Here is a 25069-nt window from a genome sequence, read left to right on the forward strand (position 1 = left end):
CCTCCCCCTGACGCTGCTCCACGACCACCTCATCCCTCCTTCCCGCCCACACGTGCCACGACCCTTGGACAACCCATGCCCCTCATCCCCACCGCTACTGCGGTCCGGTTCCTCACCCGCGACACCAACTGCCCCAGCTCACCGCCGGCGACGATGATCCGAACCCGCACCGGCGCGACGCTGCTCGCCACGTCGCTTCTCCTCGCAGCCTGCGCCGGACCGTCCGCCGACGAGAACCCCGGCCCACCGCCGCCGACGGCGTCTGCGAGTAGCGCGCCGCCGGTGCCAGCCGGACCGGTCCTGACCCGCCTGGCCGCCACCCTCACCGACGCACCCGCCGACACCACCCGTGGCGGTTACCAGTACGTCGAGCGCCGCACCTGGCACCGGGACCTCATCGGTCCGCCCGGCCCCACCGGGTGGCCCGAACGGATCCGCGTCGACCACCTGTGGCGCACCGACGATGCCGCCAAGGGCCGGCTGGTCAGCGTGCACCTCGAAACCCACGGCTGCACCCCCGACGACGACGAAAGCGGCAGCTGGGCTGGCCGGACCGGGAACCGGTTCGACCAACCCCCACCGAGACAACCCGACGCCCTGCGCACCCACCTGCTCATCGCGGGCGGCCCTGGGGAAAACCGTCCGCAGGACATCGTCGGCGGCGTCGCCATGCTCTACGAACGCCACGCGCTCACCCGTCCGGTCCGGGCCGCGGTCCTGCAGCTCCTCGCGCAGCAGCCCGGCCTCCTGGCGCAAGCCGGCGTCACCGACCGCATCCAGCGGCCCGGCACCGACCTCATCCTCCCCTACACCGACCGCTCCGGTGTGCCGCGACGCGACATCCTCACCATCGACGCACACAGCGGCGTCCTGCTCGCCGCCCGCAGCGTCATCACCGGCCCCATCCCGCCCCAGGACCCGCGCCTGGGACCCGACTACCCGACGCTGATCGTCGCCGAGGCAGCCACCTACCGGCTCTACGTCGACAGCCGCCGCACCCCGAACACCCACACACCGACAGTTGGCTGCCAACAGCCCACCCTCCGGCCGACGCAGAGCAACACCTCCCCGCGGTGAGAGGTAACAGGCGCCACGCCGATCCTCAGCCGCCGGCGACTCCTCGCATCCCCGACGGGCCGCCGCACACCTCGGACCGTGACCCCGTCACCGCCGAGATCGACATCTGAGGCTCCGGAACCCCTCCGACCGCCCCGACGATTGCTCTGGCGGGCCAACATCTCATCGCCCCCGATCCCCAGCCTGTCGAGGACCAACCTTCCGTGGCCAAGCCCCGCAAATACACCTCCGACGTCATCGCCGACGCAGTACGCCAGGTCGAGGCTGCCCGCGCGGCGGGACGACGCGGCCCGATCAGCACCGTCGCCCGAGAACTCCACCTCGACCGTCGACTACTCCAAAACTGGGTGACCAAAACCCGCGCCCATGCGACCGCAGCAGCACCCACCGCGCCGAGCACGCACATGGGCGTCGCGAATGACGCGGTCGTGTTGCCCGACGGTCTGCTCCACTGCCGGTTCTGCCAGCTGCCCATGACCCCGGTCTTCACCCACGCCGGGCTCATCTACGACTGCCCACCACCGTGCCCCCGGACTCCGCTGAGCGCGACGGCTGTCGCGCACAGCGTCGGCCAAGTGGTGCTCCGACACGCCGCGCACCTCGTGCCCACCCCCACCCACCCCAAGCGCGCAAGCACCGCCGCCGCTCATGCCCACCGGTTCATCGCCCGGATCGCCGTCGGCGCCCGCCCCACCGACCTACACGTCACCTGGCGTATCACGGCCAACGGACCCCGACACGCCCTGGCCGAGGTTCTCCACCTCGCCCATCAGCTCGCCGACGCCGACCCCACCCGCGCCCGCCACATCGTGCAGAGCATCCTCGCCGCCGTCGATCCCGCCACCACGTCCACCAGCACGCTCCATGCCGAAGCCGCCCACCTGCTCGCCACTCTCCTCCACAGCGCGGCGGCGATCCGCTGGGCCGACTTCGCCCACCGCAGCCTCACCCACCTCCACGGCCCCACCGCCCCGACCACCCTGGCCGCCGCACACACCCTTGCCACCGCCCACCACAGAGCAGGCCACCGCCAACGCGCGTACCGCCTATACCGGCAACTCGGCGACCACCTGGCTGCCACCGCCGGCCCCGACGCCCATCCCACCCTTGCCGTGCAAGCCACCACCGCCCTCGTCCTGGACGACCTCGGCCACCACGACGCCGCCCGCACGCTTCTGGCCGACACCATCACCCACCACCGTCGCGCGCACCCCGGCCATCCCGCCACCAACCGCATGGTCGAGCACCTCGACCATCTGTGGCAGAACCACAAGACCTGCCCGATCAACCCGGCGAAACCGGGAGATGTCCCTACCCCCGGCGCAGGCATGACAGCCCGGGCGATGGCAGCAGACGACATGGTGCGCCCGGAGCAGACGACCCCTGCGCACGGCGGTGGCACACCTCGCCAAGGCGAGCGGCCGGCCATACGTCGGCGTGCTGCACACCGGCCGCTCGCCGCGGGATCGTCGTGATCGCGGCGCCACTGCGACGCGACCAGTGGATGTCAACGCATCAGGGATGCTCGACCGTGCAGGCCGCCGTCAGTGCCCGTCCGGCGGGTGCTGCTTTTATGACGAGCCACATCAATACTGAGGGTGAAGTCGCAGGGCAGGTGGCGAACAGACTGTTACAACCAGTTGCCGTGTTCCACTGTGGATGACCAAAAAGACTCTTTGATGTTGATTACGGATGATGCGCAGTAATAGCTTCGAAATGTCGTCACATCAAAGGAGGTTAGGCCATGCGCAAAGGCGTCGAGTGGAACTGAGAACTGGCCCAACCGGCTAACGTGGAACATCGTTGACCTTGCGATGTGAGCCCACGGAGGCATGATCGATGTCGATCCGGCGCGGAAGGCAGGCGCTGGGTCTGCTGACAGGGGCCATAGCGGTTACGGCGCTGGCATGTCTGGTCTGGGCGGTGGCTCAGATGGGCACGCCGGCGCCGGCCGCGCCCTGGGTCTACGCGGTGGTGGGCGCGGCGTTGATGGCGGTGGGCGCGGTGTTGCCCATGCCCCTGCCGTCCCGGATGCCGATCAGGATCACCCTCATCCCGACGGCGTGCATCGTGTGCGTCGCGGTGCTGCCGGCGCATTGGGTGGTGATCTGCACCGCCATTGGAGTCTCGCTCGGCCGTGCCGCTCGACAGCCGGCGCTCAGGATGAGCCGGCACAAGCTCGTCCATAACACGAGTGTGGATGTCGTCACCGCCTCAGTGGCGGCGATGATGATGTACGGGGCCGGCTTCCGCCCAGCGCTCGCCGGCTCGGGCGGGAGGGAACTTGAGCCTGCGTGGGTGATCGTCGCGTTCCTCGCCACAGCGGTCGTGGCTCTGCTGTTCGAAGAGTTGGTGACGGTCGCGGCGGTGACGTGGTCGACCGGGCAGCCGATCGCGATGACGCTGCGTTTCCTCTGGCGGACACGACTGGTTGTCGCCGTCGGTGAAGTGCTTGCCGCGGTGGCCATCGCCGTCGCGCTCTTGATCGAGCCTCGCGTCCTCATCGCGCTGCCCTCGACGATGATGGCGCTGTACTTCGCGGTAAGCCATCGGCTCCGGATCCGCGAGGAGCGACGCGTCTGGGAGCGCTTGACCGCATTGAGTGACGCCCTGTCCGCCAGGAACCTCGATGAGGTGCTGCACACCGCCGCTGCTGGTGCGGTGGAGTTGTTCGGCGCGCAGTCCGCCGATATCGAGATCTCCCATGATCGGCGCCTGGTCCGTGCGGTGCTGCGGGGAGACGTGGCGCTGGTGGCGTATGACGGATCCGTGGACAACGCCCCTGCTGGCGCTGAATCGCCGGTGGTGCTGACGCAGGGTTTCGGCGACCACATGACAGGTGTGCGCGGCGAAGTCCGTCTGCGGCTGGCTGGCTCTGACCAGACGGCGTCGGTGCGTGAACGCGCGACGCTGCGGGCGTTCGTCGCGACGCTGTCATCGAGTGTGGACCTTGCGCACGCCTATGGTCTGCTCGCACGTGAGGCTACCCATGACAAGGACACGGGCCTGCCGAATCGGCTCGGGCTGTCGCAGTGGTGCGCCGCGCTACCCGACGAACCGTGCCACGTCCTGGCGATAAATGTGGAGAATCTGCACTTCCTGGCCGACACGATGGGGCAGGACTGGACGAGGGTGGTTCTCGCGCAGATAGCGGACCGACTGCGTCACCTGTCGGCGGACCCCTCGGCTGTCGCGGCCCGCGTCGGTGACGCCACCTTCGCCCTTGTGCTGCGCGAGGTGACCAGTGAACTGGCGTATCAGCGGGCCTGCAGGGCCGTGGCGATGCTCCGCCACGGCCTTGACGTCGGTGGCCGCCGTGTCGAGCTGCGTGCCAGTGCCGGTATGGCGTCGGGTGCACCGGGACCGGAGATGCTGGATGCGGCCGAGCGGGTGCTGTGGCGGGCGTTGCGTCGAAGCGAGGACAGGCTCGTGTCCTACGAGTCAGGCACGGTAGGGCAGTGGTCGTTGGCCCGCGAGCTGACGCAGGCGCGGATGTCGATCTCCTACGAACCTGTGGTGCACCTGACCAACGGAACGATCACGATGGTGCAAACGGTGCCACGCTGGCTGTACTCGCGCAACGATCTGCTCGCCGCGGACGATTACGTCTACCAGCACATCGACGATGTCCACAGCCTCGGGGAGTTGGCGTCACAGGTGCTGACGCGTTCCATGGCGGCGGCGACCTCCTGGCGCGACGTGCTGCCCGAGGCGGCACTGGTCGTGCCGGTGCCCGCTGCTGCCGTGACGACGCAGCTCGCCGCGACGGTGCGAGAACTGTTAGACGCCCACAGGCTGCCGGGATCGCGCCTGGTACTGGCGCTCACCCGGCCACCGACGGAAGCAGGCCACGACTCCTTCAACGGCGGCGTCGGCGATGAGGGAGACCAGAGCGCCGCTGCGCATGTGACCAGGATGGGTGTGCGCCTTCTCCTGGACAACTACGGCAGCAGGCACACCGATCTCGCGGCCCTCAACGCCGCCGACTGGAGCTTCCTGCGCCTGCACCCGGCCTTCTCGCTCGACGACCGGTGGCGTCCGGCGGGGACGGTCATCCGCGCGGCGGTAGACCTCGCGGCGGACCTCGATCTCGTCGCCGTCGCCGCGGGCATCAGAACCCAGGACCAGCGCCACGAACTGGCCGCTCTGGGATGCGCCTACGGAAGCGGCGAGTTGTTCGGGGGCGAGATGTTCCCCAGCCAGATCCGCGCGTACGCCGAGCGGTTGGTTCCGCACCCCGTCGCAGTGATACCTGATCAGCGGCGGTTACACCGGTCGGGCTGATCGAGCAGGCGGCAGGTCCACCGCAAGCGGCACCACGGGGATGTCACCGATCATGGAGGTCGCGCGGGGCCTGACCAGGGCAGCCGGGCCCACCGGCGCCCACCTGGCGATTTCCGCGGCGACGAGGGGCGAGTCGCGCATCGCCCGTTCCACGCGGGCGAGGTGCCGCGCCTCAGCGCCCACATCATGACGGTCGTGAGGTGGCGGCGGCAGCTGCGGGCTGATGGCGGGCGGCGCGATGGCGGCCTGTCGGTGCCGCAGGGCCACGGCGACCGTGGCTGCCTCGGCCACCGCGGCCGTCGCAGCGGCGTCGAGACGGTGACGGCGTGCGCGCGACGTCGCACTGGCGTGGACCTGCGGGCTGCACCAAGGGCGCAACGCGCGCAATGCCTCATGTATCTCGACGACGGTGCGGTGCCGCTGCCGACTACCGCGGATCTCGGTGGGGACAGGGGTGGCGGTACTGGTGGTGACGATGACGAGATCCGGCATGCCGTCGCGCAGCGCCATCCACAGGTGCAGCAGGTGCCAGTCTGAGCGCCGATCGGCCCACCAACTCGTCCTCTCGCCGGACAGCCACCGCGGGCGCTCGTTCCGTGTGTCGTCGTCCGCATCACCATGCGCCGCGGCCTTGGTGAGCCGCTGATAAAGGAGGTCCGCAGCAAGTTCCGCCTCAGCCTCGACGGCCCGATCGACATGATCATGCTGGATGTCGCCGGGGTGGTCGAGGACGAGGTGCGCGACCTCGTGCAGCACGGTCTGGGTCCGGGTCACCGCAGGCAGCGAGCGATCGACCAGGATGAAGTCACGCTGCGGTCGGTCCGTGATGAGCAGGCCGGAGGGGTGGCCAGGTTCCAGATCGACATCGCCGACCACGAGGTCCCGGCCCCGGGCCACACCAATCGCGGTGCACCAGGCGTCGACGGTATAGGGCGCGCACGGAGAAGGCAGGCCCGCTCTCGCCAAGCGTCGCCGAAGGCGCGCTCGAGCCAGCAGCATCCTGACCTCCCGGCATCGTGATCAGCGCTGATTCGAAGGTCAGAGTGTAGCCGCATCTATCGCTGTGTACACGCCTGTGTACTGTGCGGGGCCGCCACCGTTGACGGCAGTCGGTTAGGCTGCTGACAAAGACGATCGTCAACGGCCGGGTGGGAGAAGCGGTGACCAACCAGCGGGCGAACACGCCCGATGCCCCACGTCCCCGAGCCACCGTCGCGCGCATGTACGACTACCTCCTCGGCGGCAAGCAGAACTTCGAGGCCGACCGGCGCGCGGCGCGAGACGTTCTGAGCAAGGTGCCCGACGCGGCCAACATCGCCCTGTCCAACCGGCTGTTCCTGCGCCGCGCCGTCCACACGCTCGCCCAGGCAGGCATGCGACAGTTCCTCGACCTCGGCTCCGGCATCCCCACCCAGGGCAACGTCCACGAAATCGCCCAAGCCGTCAATCCCGAGATCCGCGTCCTCTACGTCGACATCGACCCCGTCGCGGTGGTGGCGTCGAACCAGATCCTCCACGGCAACCTGCGCTGCCGGGCGATCGAAGGCGACTTCACCCGCCCGGACGCCATCCTCGGCGTCCTCGCCGACAGCGACCTCGCGTCGATCATCGATCTCGACGAGCCGGTCGTGGTTCTCTACTGCTCCGTGCTGCAACTGATCCCCGACGAGCAGATCGACGCCGTGATCGCGCCCATCCGGGATGTGCTGGTGCCGGGCAGCGCCATGGTCATCAGCCACGTGGGCGTCGACGTGCCCGACCGCTGGGGCGAGTCCACCGTGCAACAGGCAGCCGACGTCTACCGCACGCAAGCCGCCACGGACATACGGTTCCGCACCGACGAGCAGATCACCGCTCTGTTCAGCGACTTCGAAATGATCGAGCCTGGCCTCGTGCCGCTCGACCGTTGGCGACCCGAACTCAGCGAACCCGATCCTTACGTCGCCGCGTCGATCCCCTCACCGATGCGCGGCGCTGTGGCGTTCCGCCGCTGACCATCACAGCCCACCACTCGCGCAACACGGCTGCCGCCAGCTCGAACGGGCAGCCGAGCGTCACGGGTTCCTGGGACATGCGCGCGTGTCGACCTGAAGTGACCCCTTGAGGCTGGACACCTCTTGACTTGGCATCCTGCCGAGGAGGAGGAAACCGCTGTGGTTCGACAGAGCAAGTACCCCGAGGAGTTCCGACGCCAGGCCGCGGCCTTGGTGCTCGACTCCGGTCGCACGATCCGGGACGTGGGCCGGGAGTTGGGCGTCAACCACGAGACGCTGCGGAACTGGGTCGACCGGATGCGGCAGGAACGCGACGGCGGTCGGCCCAGCGACCTGGCCGCTGACGAGCGGGCCGAACTGATCCGGTTGCGGCGGCAGGTCGCGCAGCTGGAGTTGGAGAAGGAAATCTTGAAAAAAGCCGCGGTCTTCTTCGCACGCGAGACGGAGCGGTGAACCGGACCGACGTGTACCGGTTCATCGACGCGGAGAAGACCACCTACCCGGTCCGTCTGCTCTGCCGGCTCCTTGGCGTCGGCCACAGCGCCTTCTACGACTGGCTGCGCGCCGGCCGGCAACGCGCCGCTGAGCGGGAACGCCACGACCTGGCACGTGTCGAGGTCACCCGGCAGGCGTGGTCAGAACACCGCGGCGTCTATGGCGCCCGCCGGCTCACCGCCGAGCTGAACGAGCGCGGGCACCGGTGGAACCGCAAGGCGGTGGCCAGGCTGATGCGCCTGGCCGGGATCGAAGGCGCCCACCGTCGGAGGCGCGGCAAGCCCCGCCGGAAAGCGGCGTCGACCGCGACCGCACCGGACCTTGTCCAGCGGCAGTTCACCGCCACCGCCCCGAACCGGTTGTGGGTCGCCGACATCTCCTACCTGCGCACCTGGGAAGGCTTCCTCTACCTCGCCGTCGTGGTCGACGCCTACTCCCGCCGCGTCGTCGGCTGGGCTATGGCCGACCACTTACGCACCGAGTTGATCCTCGACGCCGTCGGCATGGCCATCCAACACCGCCGACCTGCCCGTGACCAGGTCATCCACCACTCAGACCGCGGGACCCAGTACACGTCGTTCGAGTTCGGCCGGACCCTGCGTTCCTGCGGCGTCCTGGCCTCGATGGGCTCGGTCGCCGACTGCTACGACAACGCCATGGCCGAGACGTTCTTCGCCACCCTCAAAACCGAACTGGTCTACACCCGCGCCTGGCCCAGCCGTCACGAACTGGAGATGGAGGTCTTCTCCTACATCGAGACATCTCACCAACGGTGGCTGTCAAGCAGTTGAGGTTGCGGGTTCGGCGAAAGCCTTGCCGGAGTCGTAGAGGGTGTTGTGTCGTAGGCAGTGGTGCAGCTTGCCGAGCATGAGGTGGAACAGCCGACGCAGGGCGGCGACGTGCCTGTCGCCGGCGGCACGGCGGGATCGGTAGCGGGTGTTCCACTGGGAGTCATGCCGGACCGCGGCCAGCGCCCACACGTATCCGGTAGCGGCGATTCGGTCATTCTTGGCGCGGCGAGCGTGCACGAAACTGCTCTTGCCCGAGGAACGGGTCACCGGCGCGGCACCGGCGAAAGCACGTAACGCGCGGGCGTCGGCGAAGCGGCCGCGGTCGTCGCCGATCTCGGCCAACAGCCGAGCGCCGAGCTGCACGCCGAGACCGGGGATGCTGGTGACGATCTTCGCGTCGGGGTGGGCGGTGAACACCTCGTCGATGCGCTGCTCCAGCTGCTGCAACGTCTGGCAGACCGCGTCGAGTTGCCGCACCAGTCCTTGAAGATGCAGGCCCATGGCCTGCTCGACGGCTGCTGGTTGACGCATCTGCTCGCCGCGGAGGATGCCGTGCAGCTTGTCCGCCTCGGCGGCGATGCCGCGTTGGCGGCCAGCGCAGCGCAGCAACGCCGCGAGCTCGGTGGAAGCCAGCGCCGCCGCGGCCGCGGGCGTCGGCGCTGCGGCGAGGATCACCCGGGCGGCCGGCGAGTCGAGCCGGTGCCGTCCGCCGCGCTCGAACGCCGCCAGGGCGGCGGGGAAGAACATCCGCAGCAGCGTCCGGATCCGGTTGGTGAGCGTGACCTGGTCCCAGGCGGCGTCCTGCTGCGCCCGGGTCAGAACCCGCAGCGACTGCAGCAACTCACTGTCGGCGGGCAGTGGCCGATGCGCGGTCGCATCGGTGCGCAGGATGTTCGCCAGCACCATCGCGTCGAACGCGTCCGACTTGCCGCGCGAGGCCCGATACCGGTCCCGATACCGCGACACCGCCAAAGGATTGATCGCGAACACCTGTCGACCCGCGGCCCGGAGACCAGCCACCAGCAGTCCCTGACTCGTCTCGATCGCTACAGGCAGTTTCCCGCCGGTCGGATCATGCTCGGCCAGCAGCGCAAGGACCTGACTGAGGCCGGCAGCATCGTCGTTGATCCTGACCGATGCCACCACGACGCCCGTCTCGCCGACGACAGCTACATCATGGTGATCCTGGGCCCAGTCGATGCCACACGCCACCGCTACCACCGTTGCTCCTCCCTGTCATGGACCACAGCGAGGCGCGACGCCCTAATGGACAGTGCTTGCCGCACGACATCTCACGAGCCGTTCGCCTCGCCACCGGCGGCGCCCGAACTCGCGCAAGGCTCCAGGCCTGCGACTGACCAAGGCTCAGCCCGCCGGCGAACCACGAAACGATCATCCCCGTCGATCGCCGTGACCGCCACGCGCCCCTCTCGATACCCAGGGTCAACGCCCCGCCACTTCTACAGGCGTCAGCAGCGGCCACGATCCTCAACGAGGCGCCGCTCTCGATTCCCCGACTCGACGGCCATCGGCTGGTACGGGCGTCCTCGGTTGCCATTAAGGCTTCTACAACCCTCGCCGCCGACACAGCCGTCTGGGTAACGTCAGCCCCGACACCTACGAGAAGATCCACCGAGAGTCCCTGACACACATCGAGGTGTCCGGCCAATAGGGGTCACTTCAACCCGGCGGACACACCCATCCACTGACGGCAATAGCCATCGTCCGTTCATCGAGCAACTGGACCCTGCTGATTGACCGGCGAGCCTGTCTAAGGGGTATCGCGCGCCGACGTTCGTGTCCATGCGGCCATGAGCGGCCGAGTCCGTCCGGCTGACAGGAATAGTGCCTGCCCAGAGCGCACGTCGCGGCACCTGGCCGGGGATAACCACCTGGGGGAATGTTGCCGGCGCCGGCAACATTCATCGACACGCGGGACCCGGCCGTGCTGAATTGGGACGTCGAACCTGGCCACGTTGCCATGAGTCGACTCGACCGAACTAGGCCTGCCGCATATCCCGCTGGCGGGCTGACGACCGCGGCTAAGTAGGTGCGTCCGATGATTGATGTGGGCCTTTCGTGGCGTCCGAGCGCCGGCACCCTTGCCGCTGCCGGGCTTGATGGCCTGTCGGCGTCAGGACACGTGCCGGCCGGGCAAGCCCTCCCACGCAGGGCCCCTGGACGGCCCATCCGCTGCTCTGCCACCGTGGCAACGGCCGGCAGGCACCGACGCGGCGCTGATGACCATCCTTGCCGACAGCGAGAGTCCTGGGACAGGCCGAGTCAGGTACGACAGGCACCGCCAGCCGCAGCAGACCAACGGGCCGAGCACCCGACCTACCCACGCGCCTGGCGCCCCCCTTTTTCCGAATCTATCCCTGCCTGGAGGTTCGTCATGGTCCCGTCCGCACTCCCCGCGGTGCTACCGGGCTCCGGTGCCACCGACTACGCCCGGTACATGCGCACTGATGAACTGTTGCGTCTGCAGAAGGAGCCGGCGCAGTGGGTCCACCCAGACGAGTTGCTCTTCCAGATCGCACACCAGAGCACGGAGTTATGGCTGAAGCTGACCCGTTCACACCTGTCCCGCGCGCTGGCGCACCTGGAGGCGGGGCAGCCCGCAGAGGCAGAGTTGCTGATCGACCGAGCCGCGGAGGCGCTGCGGCTGATCACCGAGCATCTACGCATCCTGCGGTCGTTGCCACCGGCGCACTTCGCGGTCATCCGCAGGACGTTGGGCAACGGGTCGGGATTCGAGTCACCTGGCTGGCGGCTACTACGTGCGGCGACCACGGAGTTGGATATCGCCTACAGCCGGCTGCTGTCCTCCCTCCGGATCACAGTCGTCGACGTTTACCGTGGTCAGCCGTCGGATCCGCTGTACCGGCTCGCCGAGGCGTTAATCGAGCTTGACGAGCGGATCGCGTTGTGGCGCGTCGAGCACTACAGCGTCGCCACCCGCGTCATCGGTCACGGGGTCCGGGGCACGGGGGGCACCCCGGTCGACAGCCTGCCGACGTTGATCAGCCACCGCAGGTTCCCGACTCTGTGGGAGGCGCGGACGGCGGCGACACGGACGGGCTCCTCCGGTATATGCCCCAGTGAGGGGCGGCGATGAGCGCGTCGGTCCTGCACGATCCCGTGCCGTGCCTGCCTGCGGTGCGGCAGCGACTGGTCACGTCGGTGGCGCAGACGCACCTCGCGGTCTGCAGCATCGCTCCCCGCAGCTCGGATGTGGAGCAGGCACTGTCCTGGATGATGGAGGACCTGTCCCGGCCCGGCTTCTGGCAGGCGTGCGAACAGCAGGTGCAGCGGGCCCGCGGGATGTTCGCGCGGCTCATCGGCGCCCACGTCGACCAGGTCGCGGTCCTGCCCAACGCCAGCATCGCCGCACACCAGGCGGTGTCGAGGCGGCGATGGCGGCGACGCCGAGACGTGGTGGCCACGCCCGCGGAGTTCCCGGGCATCGCGCACACCTGGTTGAACCAGCCTGCGGTGCGGATGCGGTGGACCAGCCCGCCGGGCGGCGTTGTCCGCACCAGCGACTACCTGCCACACATCACCGCACGCACGGGACTGGTGTCGGTGCCGGCCGTGACCTACCGCGACGCGATCTGTCTCGACGTGCCGCGCATCGCCAGGGCCGCCCACGACGTCGGCGCGCAGGTGTTCGTCGACGCCTATCAGGCTGCGGGCGTGATGCCGCTGAACGTCGACACACTGCGCTGCGACTACCTCGTCGCCGGTACCGGCAAGTACCTGCTGGGGCTGCCGGGGTTAGCGTTCCTCTACGTCAGGCACCCGGATGGGCCGATGCCGGCCCTCACCGGCTGGCTCGGCCGCGCCAACCCGCACGCCCTGAACGCCACCGTTCTGGACTCGCCGTCACACGCCCGCCGCTACGAGACAGGCACCCCGTGCGCCGCCGCCGTGTACGCCGCAGTCGCCGGACTGTCCCTGGTCGGCGACCTCGACCTGGAACAGGTGCGCCGCCACACTCAGCGGCTGATCGCCACCGCCGCCCGGCGCCTGAACGAGCTCGGTGAGGTCGTGCGGATCGCGACCCCACCCGAGGCGCAAGGCGCGCACCTCGCGCTGGTCGATCCCCAGGCCGAGGCACTGGCGTCCTGGCTTGGCGACCGCGGTGTCATCACCGCGCCCCGCGCCGGCGTGTTGCGCCTGGCCGTGCACGTCTATAGCACCGACGAGGACATCGACGCCGTGTGCGAGGCCATCGCCGCCTATCGGCGCCACCAACCCACCCCAGGAGGGATCTGATGAACCCCGCGCCGTTGCAGGACTGGTTGGGCCATCGCACGCCCGCCGCTCGCCGCTTCCCCTACGACCGGGTCGTCGACGCCTACCAGCAGTACGGCAAGCAACTCTTGCCGCGGGACTGGATGACGCTGCTGCAACACGCTCGGGAGCGGCTGCCGAACGTGCGCGGTCCCCAGCAGCAGCTGACCGACTTCCTGACCGTTGCGCTCGACAAGGTCGACCACCGCTTCGACTACCGCACCTATCTGGGCCTGTGCCTACTGCCGATCCCGGACCCCGACACCGGCACCGACACCGCACAGCGGCTCCTGGCCCGCCGTGACCGCCTCCACGTGCTGCTGCTGGCCGATCTGGCGGCCTTCGAACTACGGGCCCTCGACAGCGCCAGCACACCGATGAGTCACCTACGCCCGACCCCACCGGTGGTGGGCAAACGCCTGCGGCACGCGATGCGCGCCGCGAGTCCCGCCCTGCACCGACTCAGCTTCCCCCTGCGCGACGTCGACGACCCGCTGGCGCTGGCCCGCCGGCTGGTCACCATGACCGGCATCGACCGCACCCCGGCAGAGCGGCTGACGCTGCGCATCACCCTGCTGCCGGTGTCGACCATCCACGACGAATGGCTGTTCCTGCGCACCCTGCAAGCGTTCGAGGTGACCCTCGGCCTACTCGCCGTCGACCTCACCCGCGCCGTCACCGCCGTCGGCGAGAACCGCCTACCCCTGGCCGGCCTCCAGCTCACCGCCGCCGCGTCATTGCTGCAGGAGACCACGCCCCTGTGGTCGATGCTGGCCACCATGCAGCCACAGGCATTCCACCGCTTCCGGGTCTACACCGACGGCGCCAGCGCCATCCAGTCCCATGCCTTCAAACTGGTCGAGTCGCTGTGCCGCACACCCGACCCACCACGCCTGCACTCGGCGGCATACCTGTCCGTGCCTGATGTGCAAGCCCGCATCCGCGACGGGCAGATCAGCCTCGACGACGCATTGACCGCCATCCGCGCCGGCCGGAACACCCTCACCGAGCACCCCGCCCTGCGCGACGGCATGCGCGCATTCACCACAGCGATGCTCCAGTGGCGACGCACCCACTACCGCCTCGCGGTACGGATGCTCGGCACCGAACGCGCCGGAACCGGTGGCACGCCCGGCACCCCGTACCTGCTGCGCAGCCGCGACACCACCATCTTCGGCGACCACGACCCTCACTACGCCACGGCCGACCTCCGATGACCACAGCACACGCGTCCCACAACACCGACGCCCGTGAGGAGATGCACCTACACGCGCGCCAGTTTCTACGCCAGTGGCACGACGAGTCAGGCACACCCGGGTTTACCGCACGATGGCGACACCTCAGCGCCGAGATCGCCGCCACCGGAACCTGGCAACCCACCTCCGACGAGCTGACCTACGGCGCGCGGGTCGCCTGGCGCAACGCCGGCCGCTGCCTCGGCCGGGCACGCTGGTCGAGCCTCATCGTCCGCGACCGCCGCCACACCACCACCCTGCCCACACTGCTACAAGAACTCACGGCCCACCTCGACGAGGCCACCAACAACGGACGCGTCCGATCGGTGCTCACCGTCCTGGCTCCCGCCACCGCCATCGCTGCGGCTCCGCTGCGCATCATCAGCCCGCAATTGGCCCGCTACGCGGCCTGGCACACGGACGGCGGCGTCATCGGCGACCCCGCGAACCTGACCCTGACCGCGCTGGCCCGCCGCCTCGGCTGGGACGGTCCCCCGCACCGCGGCGCCTTCGACCTCCTGCCCTGGATCGTCGCCACCGCCGACCGACGACTCCACCTGCTGCACCCCGACCACCGACGCATCCGCCAGGTGCCGATCCACCATCCCCGTCACCCGTGGCTGGCGGACCTCGCACTGCGCTGGCCCGCCGTGCCGGCCATCAGCAACATGAGCCTGCACCTCGGCGGCCTACGGTTCCCCGCACCCTTCAATGGCACCTCGATGGTCGGCGAGATCGCCCGCGACCTCGCCGACCACGACCGCTACCACCAACTACCGGCCGTCATCGACGGCCTCGGTCTACCCGACCACGACCAGCTCCGCGCCGACAGAGCCCTACTCACCCTGCACGCGGCGGTACTGCACAGCTTCAACACCGCCGGCCTGTCCATCACTGACCACCACCGGGAAAGCTGTGCCTTCGCACGCTTCGCCGCGCGTGAGCAGGCTGCCCGACCGGCAACCGCAGTCGCGGGTAACGCGCCGAGCGCACGTTTCGTGGCTCCCGTGAAGGTTGTGAGTGATGCGGGCCACCGTCTAACAGCCTCGATCAGGCTGCGGGCCTGATCACGGAAGTCGACACGAGCGTGGATCTGGTGCGGCGTGCGCTGCGTGAAGCCCAACCGCAGGTGGGGATGCCTATGCGCCCGGCCGCCGCTCAGACATCTGGTGTCCTTGCCATCCGTGAGGGGCTCGCCCCTTGCCCCCAACGATCTCCCCTTATAGGCGGGTGCCATCATCCTGAACGTGGCTCACCTCGGCCACGGAGAAGGTGATCATTGAAGCTGCCCGTGGTGTCGTCTGCGCGACCAGGCCGCGGCGGCGCCGGCCATCGGGAACGCGGCGACAGCTGCCATGGCTGTGCTCGGTGTGGTGGTCTGCCACAGCGCGGCGCACAGGGCAGTGCCACAACCTCCGCCGAGGAACATGGCCAGGGTGAGCATGCCGATCGCGCCGCTGCGGTTCTCGGCCGGGGTGTGCGCCGCTGTCTGGGCGGTGAGCAGGGTCTGGGTCACGGCCGCTGCGGTGAAGGCGATCGTGCTGGTGGCGATGACCGGCCAGGTCCCCGCGTCCCATGCGGCGTAGCAGAGCGCCGCGGCCAGGAGCAGGCCCGCCGTTGTCAGCACACCGTTGGGCGGTCGGTGTCGGGTGGCGCGGGCGGCTGTCCAGGCCAGGGTGGCGCCGGTGGCGGCGGCTGGTAGGAGGAGCAGCCCGATGTCCATGGTGGTGTGGCCGTGGCGGCTGAGTAGGTGGGGTGCGGCGTAGACGGCGGCGAACAGGCCCGCGTACATGCCGGCGCTGGTGATCGCGGCACGCCAGAACCATCGCGCGGACAGGATTGTGCGGGGCAGCAGCGCGCCGGGGTGTGTGCGTTGGCGCAGTGCCAGGACCGCGATAGCGGCTCCCGTCGCGCCCACGGTGATCATGATTGTTCGTGGGTCTGTCTGGCGGGTGGTGGTCTGCATGGTCAGGAGCAGTCCTGTGGCGGCGGTGGCGAGTAGGCCGGTGGTGGGCCAGTCGACCGGTGCCCGTCGTGGCGTGTGGGTGGTGAGGGGCCAGCAGAGGGGGATCGCGGCCAGCGACAGCGCGGGGAGGGTCAGTGGGGCGCGCCATGACCAGTGTGCCGCCACCGCGCCGGCGAGCGGGGCGGTGGCGGAGAAACCGGCGAGGCAGGCGCCGAAGGCTGCCATTGCGGTGGGACGGCTGGTGGCGGGTAGTTGCGTGGTGTGGGTGAGGGCGGTGGCGATGATTGCCCCCGAGCCGACGGCCAGCAGGATGCGGCCGGTTACCATGGTGGCGAGGGTGGGGGCGGCGGCGCACGTAGCGGCGCCGCAGGTCAGGAAGATCGCGGCGATGACAAGGACCGGGCGGCTGCCTGTCCTGTCGATGAGGCGGCCGGCGGTGACCGCGCCGACGCCTACACCTGTGGCGTAGGCGGTCAGGGTCCAGGCCAGGGCTGCCGTGCTGGCGTGTAGGTGCCGGGTGGCGTCGGGCAGCGCCACGGCGGCGGCGCTGATCCCGTAGACGGCCGGCCCGTACAGGGCACCTAGCCGCCAGCCGGGGGCGGCCACCGGGGCGGGGCGGGTCGTGGTCACGGTTGGCGGACGGCCGGTCATCGGATCCCGCCTAGCGCTGTCACCGGGTCGACGTGCGTGCCGTCGCGGATGTCGGGCCGTGCGCCGTTCCCTGCCGAAGAAGGTGGGTCCGTGGTCGGCGGGGCAGGGCGGCGTCGAGCGAGCACAACGACGGCAACCACGGCGGGGGCTAGGAGAAACGCTGTGCTGAGGGTGGCGACGACGGTGACGGCGAGTGCTGCCACCGCGGCGCCGGCGCGCTGACGGGGTCGGGGGAGAAGGCGTGCCGCTGCGGCGAGTCCGGCCAGGGTGACGCAGGCGAGCATCGCGGCGAAGACCCGCATGAGTGTCTCGACCGTGATGGTGTGCGGCGCGGCAGCGGCGGCCCCGGCGATGGCCGTGGCGGCGGTGGCCTGGACCAGGACGTGGCGTCGGGGCTCTGCGTCGTGGCCGGTCACGGCGAGGATGGTGGGGAGGATGTGGTGGTGGGCCAGTGACATGCCGGCGCGGGCGCTGGCGGCGACGAAGGTGATGCTGGCCGCCACGGTGAACAGCACCGCCGCCGCGGCGATGATCGTCGCCGCCCACGTGTGGTCGGCGGGGGCGAGCAGACGCATCAGGGGCACCGTGGTGTCGCCCGCGTCGTCGCCCAGGACCCCGACCGTGCACACGGCCAGCCCGGTGTAGAGCACGGCGACGATGGTCAGGCTCGCGATCGCGGCCCGCCGTACCTGGGTGGGGTGGGTGAACTCGGCGGACAGGTTCGCGGTGGCCTCCCAGCCGCAGATCGCCACGAACAGCACCGCGACGGCGCTGCCGACGCCGGCGACGCCGTGCGGCGCGAAGGGGGTGATCCGGTGCGGGTCCACGTGCGGGCCGGCCACGGTCAGCACCGCGACCAGTATCGCGATCAGCACACCGGTCAGCCCGAGTTGCAGCCGCGCCGACAGGCGCAGCCCCACGAGGTTCGCCGCGTACACGACACCGAGCAGCACCGCAGCAGTCACGCCCGTCACCGCCGAAGGCGCACCGAGCGCGGCGGTCGTGTAGCGGGCACCCGCGATGCTGCCGGCGACCACCCCTGCCGGCACCGCGGTATACAGCCAGCAACCGACCACGGCGGCGGCCCGGGCACCGAAAGCACGCCGGGTGAACGCGGCCACGCCACCGGCGTCGGGGTAGCGGGCGCCGAGGGCCGCGAAGGACGTCGCGATCAGCGCGGACACGCACAGCAGCGCCGCCCACGCCACCAACGACGCGGGCCCCGCGACACGCACCGCGATCGCCGGCAACACCAGGACCCCCGGGCCGAGGACGGCGCCGACGCTCAGGACCACGCCCCGCGCGGTGCCGATCCCGCCGCTCACCGCATCGCCTCCACGCCCACACCGTCTCTGGCGTTAGCCAGGCTGGCCAGGGCGGCAAGGGCGGCGGCGAAGTCGTCGTGCCGGGGCATCCCCGCGGCGGTGAACATCTGCGCCAGCCGAGCCTCGATCTGCCGCCGCATCCTGTCCGCGAGCACGGCCCCCGCCGCCGTTGGGCGCACCACCACCCGCCGCTGGTCATGCTCGTGCAACTCCCGCAACACCAGACCCTGATCGGTCAACGCGGCGAGAACGCTGGTCAACGTGGACCGCGCGACTCCCGCCAACGACGCGATGTGCGGAGGCTCGATCACACGACGGGCACACACGAGCAGCAGCACGTCATACGTCGTCCAGGTCATCCCCGCCTGGCGCAGCACCACACGCTCCAGGTGTGCGCGCACGGCGTCGGCGGTACGACACAGCTCCGTTACCGGATCGAGCCCCGCCGGCCGGGCGACCCGGCCCCGCACCGGCACTCGGTACACCTGCCTCGCTCTGCGGCGTGTCGTCGCGCTCACCGCGACCACCTGCCCCGACGAGGGCGGCGCACGGTCTGCCGATCACGATCCTGGCCACGCTCACCACACCGGTCGGAGGGAATCGGCTGTCCCGGTGCCGTCCCGCGGACCCGACGAGACTGATCTGCATACATGTGACCCCACTCCTCGCAGTGATGGGTTGCGGCGCATCCGCTGCCGGCGGGACGCGAGCCTGGCGTTGACACACCGAGCGCCCCCTGGCCATCGCCGATCCGGTCCGCCCAACGTCGCTTCATCTGTGTCGGCTCCTCGTCTACGCCCTCTGGCCGGCCGGGACGCGGCGTTCGACCAGACAGGGCACTGCCGTCGTCGACCGAACTCGGAACGCCACGACGTGTTCCCCGAGAGGGGACCCGGCAGGGAGGCCCCCACCTCGCCTGCCGGGTCGCGCCCACCAAGCGCGCCCTCACGGGGAGGAAGGACGGCATGGCGAGCTGGCGCTCCGGCCCTCCGGTCCCCACCCTTCGCCTCCTTCGTGGGAGGCGAAGCAGCGGCGGCGTCTCGTGACACCAGCCAGCTCAGACGGGGTTCCCGCCCAGCCTGGCGGGTGGAGGACACGGGGCGTCCACGGCGACGACGTGTCCCCCTCTGACAGTCGTCGCCCACGCATCGGGGCGTCTGTCGCGTCTGGCGTCCCGATCCGCTACGCTGCCTCCAACTTAAGTTCGATGAAGACGAACCGCAGTTGATGAAGCGATGTGGAGAGCTAAGCACGGACCTTCGCCATCGTCAACCACAGTTCGTCAAGCGTGAAGCATGGTTGGGGGGTCTGGTGAGTGAAACGCCTGCTGAGACGTCAGAAGAGATCACCTCACGACTGATCCAAACGCGTCTCCGCGAGCTGTTCGAAGCCCGCGACGAAGACCGACCGCCCTACACCGAAGCCGAAGTCTCCCGCGCGCTGACCGCCCGAGGGCACAAGATCACCACAGAAGGCATTCGTAACCTCCTGCGATCCGCCCGCATCAACCCCAAAGCCACGACCCTGCGCGCCCTCGCCGAGTTCTTCAACGTGCCCGCCGGCTACCTCCTCGGCGACGACGAACACGAAACGACCAGCCGGCAGGCGCGAGTCATGGCCAGATCCTTCGACGAACTCACCCCTAGGACGAGGAAAAGCCTCGCACGAGTCATCCACGAGTTCCTACAAGTCGAGAAGGCCGCCCGGGATAGCACAAGCGACCCCGCGCCGCCAGACCTGCAGAACTAACGAGCCGCCTCTGCCGAGGTGGCCGATAACAGCACCGTGTCCGAGCAAGTCCGTGATCGACCAGCCAGCAGTTTGGGTGAGGCGAATCTTGGCTTGCACCGGGATGAACAATGGGCTGTCGGCGCGCTGTCCGACAGTCACCATTCAGGCCAGCGGTAGGCCGGGACACTCCCACGTGCGTGGGGAGGACCCACGAGCAGCCACCCGCCGTCGTCGTACAACGGAACACCCCCACGTGCGTGGGGAGGACGCGGTACGAGAGTCCCCGCGTGGCCGAATACGGGGAACACCCCCACGTGCGTGGGGAGGACCCGAGGTGGTCGTGGCGGCCCTGAACGCATACCGGAACACCCCCACGTGCGTGGGGAGGACGGCACCTCCGACACGGTTCTCCACTACATCGACGGAACACCCCCACGTGCGTGGGGAGGACCCGGTCTTCGCGCCGAACGGGATCACCCTGATCGGAACACCCCCACGTGCGTGGGGAGGACCCCCTGCGACGCTCGTACACATCGACAGCGGCCGGAACACCCCCACGTGCGTGGGGAGGACCGGTCCCGGTGGCCGACACTGATCATTGGCTGCGGAACACCCCCACGTGCGTGGGGAGGACTAGGTAGTTCCGGAGGCGCGGTTCTCGATCAGCGGAACACCCCCACGTGCGTGGGGAGGACTTCGCCGGGGTCGAGCCCACCGAGTCGTCGCCCGGAACACCCCCACGTGCGTGGGGAGGACATCAGGCCCTGCCGGGCGTTGAGGCCCTTCGCCGAACACCCCCACGTGCGTGGGGAGGACCCCATCACCACCGGCCCCGACATCTGGCGACGCGGAACACCCCCACGTGCGTGGGGAGGACGGCCGCCGCACGTCACGCAGCTTCGGCTGCGGCGGAACACCCCCACGTGCGTGGGGAGGACTCCGCCTGCTCGGCGGCCGGGTCCTGGGCGTACGGAACACCCCCACGTGCGTGGGGAGGACGTGGCCTCGGCGGCCCAGTTGATGAGGGCCGGCGGAACACCCCCACGTGCGTGGGGAGGACTCCGCCGAGTCGCAGCCCCGGCACCGCTCCCGCGGAACACCCCCACGTGCGTGGGGAGGACGGCCACCTGCCGCAAGCGCGACAGCTGCACCGGGGAACACCCCCACGTGCGTGGGGAGGACGGCTGGTGAGGGCCAGTGACCCCCGCCGAGCACGGAACACCCCCACGTGCGTGGGGAGGACAGGTCGGGGCTGGCCTCGATGGCGTTGACCAGCGGAACACCCCCACGTGCGTGGGGAGGACGCCTCGGCGGCCTTCCGCGCGGCCACCACCTGCGGAACACCCCCACGTGCGTGGGGAGGACTCCCACGCGGTCAGGACGTTGCCGTCCTTGTCCGGAACACCCCCACGTGCGTAGGGAGGACTCGATCATCTTCTCGTCGCGTGTCGGTATCGGCGGAACACCCCCACGTGCGTGGGGAGGACGGGTGGAGGGCGGCGAGCCGGCGGAGGGACACCGGAACACCCCCACGTGCGTGGGGAGGACCTCGTCGGCCGCACCGGCGCACGCCGCTGGAGCGGAACACCCCCACGTGCGTGGGGAGGACCAGTTCGCCGGCCGCACCTGGCCCGTCGTCGACGGAACACCCCCACGTGCGTGGGGAGGACCGCCAGTCGTACAACCAGCACCGGCCGGCCGGCGGAACACCCCCACGTGCGTGGGGAGGACGGCGTGCCCAGGTCGGGAGCGGTCGGCGTGCCCGGAACACCCCCACGTGCGTGGGGAGGACAGATCCCGCTGCTTGTCCAGCTCCGCCTCAGTCGGAACACCCCCACGTGCGTGGGGAGGACGACGGCGACAGCTTGTCCAGCGCCTCGTTCAGCGGAACACCCCCACGTGCGTGGGGAGGACGGCGGAGCCGGCGGTGTTGTTGCCCCACAGGACGGAACACCCCCACGTGCGTGGGGAGGACCCTTCGCGACCTGCGGGTTTATGGAGACCGGTTGCAGTTTTTGGTGGGTTGGCGGGTTGTGTCGTATGGCTGTGGTTGCATGCGGTTGCCGTTGTGATCGTGGGTGGGTTGGGGGCATCGAGGTGAGTGTCGATCGGGTGCGGGTCGATGCGCGGCTTTGGGGGAAGTCTAGGGGTCTTCCGGTGCCGTATCCGCTGTTGTGGCACTTGGTTGATGCGGCTGCGGTTGCTGGTGTGTTGTGGAGTCGGTACCTGGCTCCGAACCAGCGCAGGATCATCACGGAGGGGCTGGCCGTCGATGAGGGGAATGCCCGGTCGTTGATCATGTTCTGGGCCGGTTTGCATGACGTCGGTAAGGCGAGTCCCAGTTTCCAGAAGCAGGACGACCGCGCGTTCGCCGCGCTTCGCGGTGATGGCTGGTATGAGGATGTGTCTGACGACTGCTCGTTGAGGCATGACATCGCTGGCCAGTTGGCACTGCCGGAGCTTCTCGGCGCTCTCGGGTACCCGCAGTTGGGTCGGCGGGCCAGTAGCCGTGTGGCGTATCGGGTGGCGCAGGTCGCCGGTGGCCACCATGGACGGTTCCAGCAGAGCAGCGGCACTCACGGCGGTCGTCTGCAATTGGGCGGGGAAGCATGGGCCAGGCAGCGCGAAGCCCTGGTGAGGGTGGTCTATGGCGCGGTGGGCTCACCACGGCCACCTGCGGTGGTGGATGCTGCGGCGTGTGTCCTGATCACGGGGTTGGTGATCTTGGCGGACTGGTTGGCCAGCCAGGAGCACTTCCTGCGTGGACGGGTGGGGCGTGTGCCGCGGTCGATGACGGTGGAGTCTGCCGCGGTGCACCTGTCGGCTTTGGCGGAACCGGCTACGGCTCTGGTCGACGAGGCGGGGTTGGTGGCGCCGTCATACCGGGCGGCGGGTTTCGAGGATCTGTTTCCGCATTCTCCGAACGCACTGCAACGGTCGCTTATCGACGAATTGTTGCCGGTGATGGATGGTCCGGGGTTGTTGGTGGTGACGGCGGCGACGGGGGATGGGAAGACCGAAGCGGGGCTGGTGACGGCTCGAAGGTTGGCCGAGGTGTGTGGGGCGAGTGGGTTTTTCTTCGCTTTGCCGACGATGGCGACTTCCGACGAGATGTATCGCCGGGTCCGGAAATTCGCTGTCAAGCTCGCCGACGGGCCGGCTCCGGTGACGTTGTTGCACAGCATGTCGTGGCTGAACGCCGAGTATGAAGCGCGGGCGGTGGCCGGGGTCAGTGAGCAGATCGGCGTGTTGTCGGATACCCATGCCCGGGATGTGGTGGCGCCGGATTGGTTGCGGGGCCGAAAGCGCGGGCTGTTGGCGCCGATGGCGGTGGGCACGGTCGACCAGGCGCTGCTGGCGGCCTTGACCACGAGGCACAACGCGTTGCGGTTGCTCGGCCTGTCCGGGAAGGTGTTCATCGTCGATGAGGCACACGCCTACGACGAGTACATGACCGCTCTGTTGAGCCGGCTGATGAGCTGGCTGGGCCGGTACGGATGTCCGGTGGTGCTGCTGTCGGCGACGCTGCCGTCGTCGCAGGCGTCGGCTCTCGTGCGGGCCTATCAGGAGGGTGCTGGGACGGAGCCGACCCGGGTGTCGGTGCCGTATCCGGGCTGGATGTTCGTGCCGGCCACGGACATGGGTGCGGTCACGATCTCACCGGCGGCGCGCGAGCGGGTCGTGGCGGGCAGGAGGATGCGGTTTCAGCTCGACGTGCGTCCGGTCCGTCACCTGTCGGGACCGGAAGTCGACCCGATCGATCGTCGGGCCGTTGTGCGGCAGGTGTTGGTGCCGCTGGTGCGCGGTGGTGGCTGCGCCGCGGTGGTGTGCAATACGGTCAAGGACGCCCAACAGACCTATCGCCTCGTGCGTGGTTGGGCGCCGGCCGGGGTGGACGTGCTGTTACTGCATTCCCGGTTCCCGGCGCGTCGACGGGAGGAGATCACCGCCGCGATCACTGACCGGCTGGGCAGGGACGGTGACCGGTCGGTTCCGCTGATCGTGGTCGCAACCCAAGTCATCGAGCAGTCACTGGATCTTGATGTGGACCTGCTGGTGACGGACCTTGCGCCGATGGCGCAGCTGTTGCAGCGCGCGGGCCGGTGCCAGCGGCACCGCCGGACGAGGCCGTCGTGGGCTGAGCGGCCGCGGGTGGTGGTCCTCGACCCGAGAGGCGGCCCATCCGGAGACGAGCACGTGCGCCCGTCAACGTGGGGGGACGTGTACGCCCGCTATCTGCTGCGGGCAACGCACCTTCGCTTGGCGGGTATCGACAGCATCGCCGTGCCGGAGTCTGTGCAGGAGCACGTGGAGGCGGTGTACGTGCCGGGTTTGATCAGTGACGACCCGGTCCTGAGTGCGGAATACGACGAGTATCGCGCTGAAGGGATGGCGGTGCGGGGAGCGGCCGAGCTTGGCGTCATCCCTGACCCGGCGGAGGTTGCCGACCTGGCGGTGTTGAGCCACAACGACACCCCGGAGTGGCAGGCGACCACGCGCTTAGGAGCGGACTCCGACCGTGTCCTGTGCTGTTACCTCGACGCCGACGGCCAGCAGTGGTTGGACCCGCACCAGATCACGCCGCTGCCGCAGCATGGCTCTGGGCCCGGCGGCCGGTTCCGGCAGAGCGAGGTGCGGGCGATCCTGCAAGAGACGATTCCGGTACGCGCGGATCTGTTGGCGGGATACCACCCGCCAAGGCCCTTGCCGGTGAGCTGGGGCGACAATAGTTGGCTCAAGGAACTAAGGCTGCTGTGCCTGCCGATAGAGGCGACCGGCCCAGGATCTGCGGCCTGGGGCCGTAAGACGGCCCGTCTCGACCGCGAGGTCGGCCTGATCGTCTCAACTGGAACATGACTGGCGCTGGTTAGTGGATCTGTCTCCCGCCTGGATCAGATCGCCTATGGAGTGCATCACAGATCATCGGTGTTTCGGCACCTCAGCTACGCCGCCTAGGAAGCGCCGCTGCTGCTGCCTCCATTGTGCTCCGGAATCCACATGTACGCTCCCCTGCAAGCTTGAAGGCTCGACCTACGACCTTTGGAGAGTTCATGAATGACTGTGGAGCAGGACTCGACATCTCTGTGCGGCTACCGGCGGCGTCCGTGTTGGCGATCGTGGTGATCGTGGTCCACGTGGTTCTGGCCTGGCTCGGCGGCGTCCAGTAATGGACGAGCGGGGTTGCTGGCGGTCACGGCCGCCAGCAACCCCACCTCACAGGAGT

The 25069-nt window shown here is 69.3% G+C and carries 17 protein-coding genes and 1 CRISPR repeat array; of the genes, 12 read left to right on the forward strand and 5 right to left on the reverse strand.

The genetic code is table 11. The annotated features are described in order from the left end of the window. Positions 1 to 75: 75 nt before the first annotated feature. The 3 genes from Q2K16_RS21860 to Q2K16_RS21870 all read left to right on the forward strand — a co-directional run bounded on the left by Q2K16_RS21860 (position 76) and on the right by Q2K16_RS21870 (position 5361). The gene (locus tag Q2K16_RS21860; protein ID WP_302739759.1) at positions 76 to 1077 is read left to right on the forward strand and encodes a hypothetical protein; all 1002 of its coding nucleotides are present in this window, start codon (positions 76 to 78) and stop codon (positions 1075 to 1077) included. Positions 1078 to 1280: 203 nt separating this feature from the next. Further along, on the forward strand, positions 1281 to 2552 hold the full coding sequence (locus Q2K16_RS21865) for a helix-turn-helix domain-containing protein (RefSeq protein WP_302739760.1): 1272 nt from the start codon (positions 1281 to 1283) through the stop codon (positions 2550 to 2552). A gap of 364 nt (positions 2553 to 2916) precedes the next feature. Further along, positions 2917 to 5361, forward strand: coding sequence for an EAL domain-containing protein (locus Q2K16_RS21870; protein WP_302739762.1), 2445 nt, complete (start codon positions 2917 to 2919; stop codon positions 5359 to 5361). Here the strand turns inward: Q2K16_RS21870 and Q2K16_RS21875 are convergent. Further along, positions 5344 to 6360, reverse strand: a complete 1017-nt coding sequence (locus tag Q2K16_RS21875; RefSeq protein ID WP_302739763.1) for a DUF6545 domain-containing protein — start codon at positions 6358 to 6360, stop codon at positions 5344 to 5346. The genes Q2K16_RS21870 and Q2K16_RS21875 overlap by 18 nt on opposite strands. 161 nt (positions 6361 to 6521) lie before the next feature. On the opposite strand from Q2K16_RS21875, the gene Q2K16_RS21880 reads away from it, so the two are divergent. The 3 genes from Q2K16_RS21880 to Q2K16_RS21890 all read left to right on the forward strand — a co-directional run bounded on the left by Q2K16_RS21880 (position 6522) and on the right by Q2K16_RS21890 (position 8641). Then, on the forward strand, positions 6522 to 7355 hold the full coding sequence (locus Q2K16_RS21880; RefSeq protein WP_302739764.1) for an SAM-dependent methyltransferase: 834 nt from the start codon (positions 6522 to 6524) through the stop codon (positions 7353 to 7355). 159 nt (positions 7356 to 7514) lie between these two features. Next, positions 7515 to 7808 (forward strand): transposase, encoded by a 294-nt coding sequence (locus Q2K16_RS21885; protein ID WP_302739765.1) that lies wholly within the window; start codon positions 7515 to 7517, stop codon positions 7806 to 7808. Then, positions 7805 to 8641: an IS3 family transposase gene (locus Q2K16_RS21890; RefSeq protein ID WP_302739767.1), complete on the forward strand. Its 837-nt coding sequence runs from the start codon at positions 7805 to 7807 to the stop codon at positions 8639 to 8641. The genes Q2K16_RS21885 and Q2K16_RS21890 overlap by 4 nt, the downstream gene beginning before the upstream one ends. On the opposite strand, the gene Q2K16_RS21895 is transcribed toward Q2K16_RS21890, so the two are convergent. Beyond that, on the reverse strand, positions 8630 to 9862 hold the full coding sequence (locus Q2K16_RS21895; RefSeq protein WP_368052491.1) for an IS110 family RNA-guided transposase: 1233 nt from the start codon (positions 9860 to 9862) through the stop codon (positions 8630 to 8632). The genes Q2K16_RS21890 and Q2K16_RS21895 overlap by 12 nt on opposite strands. A gap of 1174 nt (positions 9863 to 11036) precedes the next feature. On the opposite strand from Q2K16_RS21895, the gene Q2K16_RS21900 reads away from it, so the two are divergent. Genes Q2K16_RS21900 through Q2K16_RS21915 form a run of 4 tightly spaced genes read left to right on the forward strand, consistent with a single transcriptional unit; the run spans position 11037 to position 15239 of the window. Further along, the gene (locus Q2K16_RS21900; protein WP_302739769.1) at positions 11037 to 11759 is read left to right on the forward strand and encodes a tryptophan 2,3-dioxygenase family protein; all 723 of its coding nucleotides are present in this window, start codon (positions 11037 to 11039) and stop codon (positions 11757 to 11759) included. Then, a complete protein-coding gene (locus tag Q2K16_RS21905; RefSeq protein ID WP_302739770.1) occupies positions 11756 to 12919 on the forward strand; it encodes an aminotransferase class V-fold PLP-dependent enzyme in 1164 nt (387 codons plus the stop codon). The genes Q2K16_RS21900 and Q2K16_RS21905 overlap by 4 nt, the downstream gene beginning before the upstream one ends. Beyond that, positions 12919 to 14154, forward strand: coding sequence for a tryptophan 2,3-dioxygenase family protein (locus Q2K16_RS21910; RefSeq protein WP_302739771.1), 1236 nt, complete (start codon positions 12919 to 12921; stop codon positions 14152 to 14154). Before Q2K16_RS21905 ends, Q2K16_RS21910 begins: the two co-directional genes overlap by 1 nt. Continuing rightward, on the forward strand, positions 14151 to 15239 hold the full coding sequence (locus tag Q2K16_RS21915; protein ID WP_302739773.1) for a nitric oxide synthase oxygenase: 1089 nt from the start codon (positions 14151 to 14153) through the stop codon (positions 15237 to 15239). The genes Q2K16_RS21910 and Q2K16_RS21915 overlap by 4 nt, the downstream gene beginning before the upstream one ends. 209 nt (positions 15240 to 15448) lie before the next feature. Here the strand turns inward: Q2K16_RS21915 and Q2K16_RS21920 are convergent, their stop codons facing one another. From Q2K16_RS21920 to Q2K16_RS21930, 3 genes are read right to left on the reverse strand one after another with little or no spacing between them, the layout of a single operon-like run. Next, positions 15449 to 16768 carry an MFS transporter gene (locus Q2K16_RS21920; protein ID WP_302739774.1) on the reverse strand — a complete coding sequence of 440 codons (1320 nt, stop codon included), beginning with the start codon at positions 16766 to 16768 and terminating at the stop codon, positions 15449 to 15451. 17 nt (positions 16769 to 16785) lie between these two features. Beyond that, positions 16786 to 18114 carry an APC family permease gene (locus Q2K16_RS21925; RefSeq protein WP_302739775.1) on the reverse strand — a complete coding sequence of 443 codons (1329 nt, stop codon included), beginning with the start codon at positions 18112 to 18114 and terminating at the stop codon, positions 16786 to 16788. Continuing rightward, positions 18111 to 18632 carry a MarR family winged helix-turn-helix transcriptional regulator gene (locus Q2K16_RS21930; protein WP_302739777.1) on the reverse strand — a complete coding sequence of 174 codons (522 nt, stop codon included), beginning with the start codon at positions 18630 to 18632 and terminating at the stop codon, positions 18111 to 18113. Before Q2K16_RS21930 ends, Q2K16_RS21925 begins: the two co-directional genes overlap by 4 nt. Positions 18633 to 19425: 793 nt before the next feature. Here Q2K16_RS21930 and Q2K16_RS21935 point away from each other — a divergent pair. After that, complete coding sequence (locus tag Q2K16_RS21935) at positions 19426 to 19863, forward strand: hypothetical protein (RefSeq protein ID WP_302739779.1); 438 nt, start codon at positions 19426 to 19428, stop codon at positions 19861 to 19863. 161 nt (positions 19864 to 20024) lie between these two features. After that, positions 20025 to 21820: a CRISPR direct-repeat array (repeat unit 29 nt; unit sequence CGGAACACCCCCACGTGCGTGGGGAGGAC). Positions 21821 to 21885: 65 nt separating this feature from the next. After that, complete coding sequence (cas3, locus tag Q2K16_RS21940) at positions 21886 to 24702, forward strand: CRISPR-associated helicase Cas3' (protein WP_489671801.1); 2817 nt, start codon at positions 21886 to 21888, stop codon at positions 24700 to 24702. Positions 24703 to 25069: the final 367 nt, after the last annotated feature.

Origin of the sequence: Micromonospora cynarisoli (assembly GCF_030518815.1) — a bacterium.
Classification (GTDB): domain Bacteria; phylum Actinomycetota; class Actinomycetes; order Mycobacteriales; family Micromonosporaceae; genus Micromonospora; species Micromonospora wenchangensis.

What these genes read in the sequence shown, in the direction of transcription:
- Q2K16_RS21860 (WP_302739759.1), top strand. Translation starts at nt 76, where the DNA reads ATGCCCCTCATCCCCACCGCTACTGCGGTCCGGTTCCTCACCCGCGAC.
- Q2K16_RS21870 (WP_302739762.1), top strand. Translation starts at nt 2,917, where the DNA reads ATGTCGATCCGGCGCGGAAGGCAGGCGCTGGGTCTGCTGACAGGGGCC.
- Q2K16_RS21875 (WP_302739763.1), bottom strand. Translation starts at nt 6,360, where the DNA reads ATGCTGCTGGCTCGAGCGCGCCTTCGGCGACGCTTGGCGAGAGCGGGC.
- Q2K16_RS21900 (WP_302739769.1), top strand. Translation starts at nt 11,037, where the DNA reads ATGGTCCCGTCCGCACTCCCCGCGGTGCTACCGGGCTCCGGTGCCACC.
- Q2K16_RS21905 (WP_302739770.1), top strand. Translation starts at nt 11,756, where the DNA reads ATGAGCGCGTCGGTCCTGCACGATCCCGTGCCGTGCCTGCCTGCGGTG.
- Q2K16_RS21910 (WP_302739771.1), top strand. Translation starts at nt 12,919, where the DNA reads ATGAACCCCGCGCCGTTGCAGGACTGGTTGGGCCATCGCACGCCCGCC.
- Q2K16_RS21915 (WP_302739773.1), top strand. Translation starts at nt 14,151, where the DNA reads ATGACCACAGCACACGCGTCCCACAACACCGACGCCCGTGAGGAGATG.
- cas3 (WP_489671801.1), top strand. Translation starts at nt 21,886, where the DNA reads ATGGCTGTGGTTGCATGCGGTTGCCGTTGTGATCGTGGGTGGGTTGGG.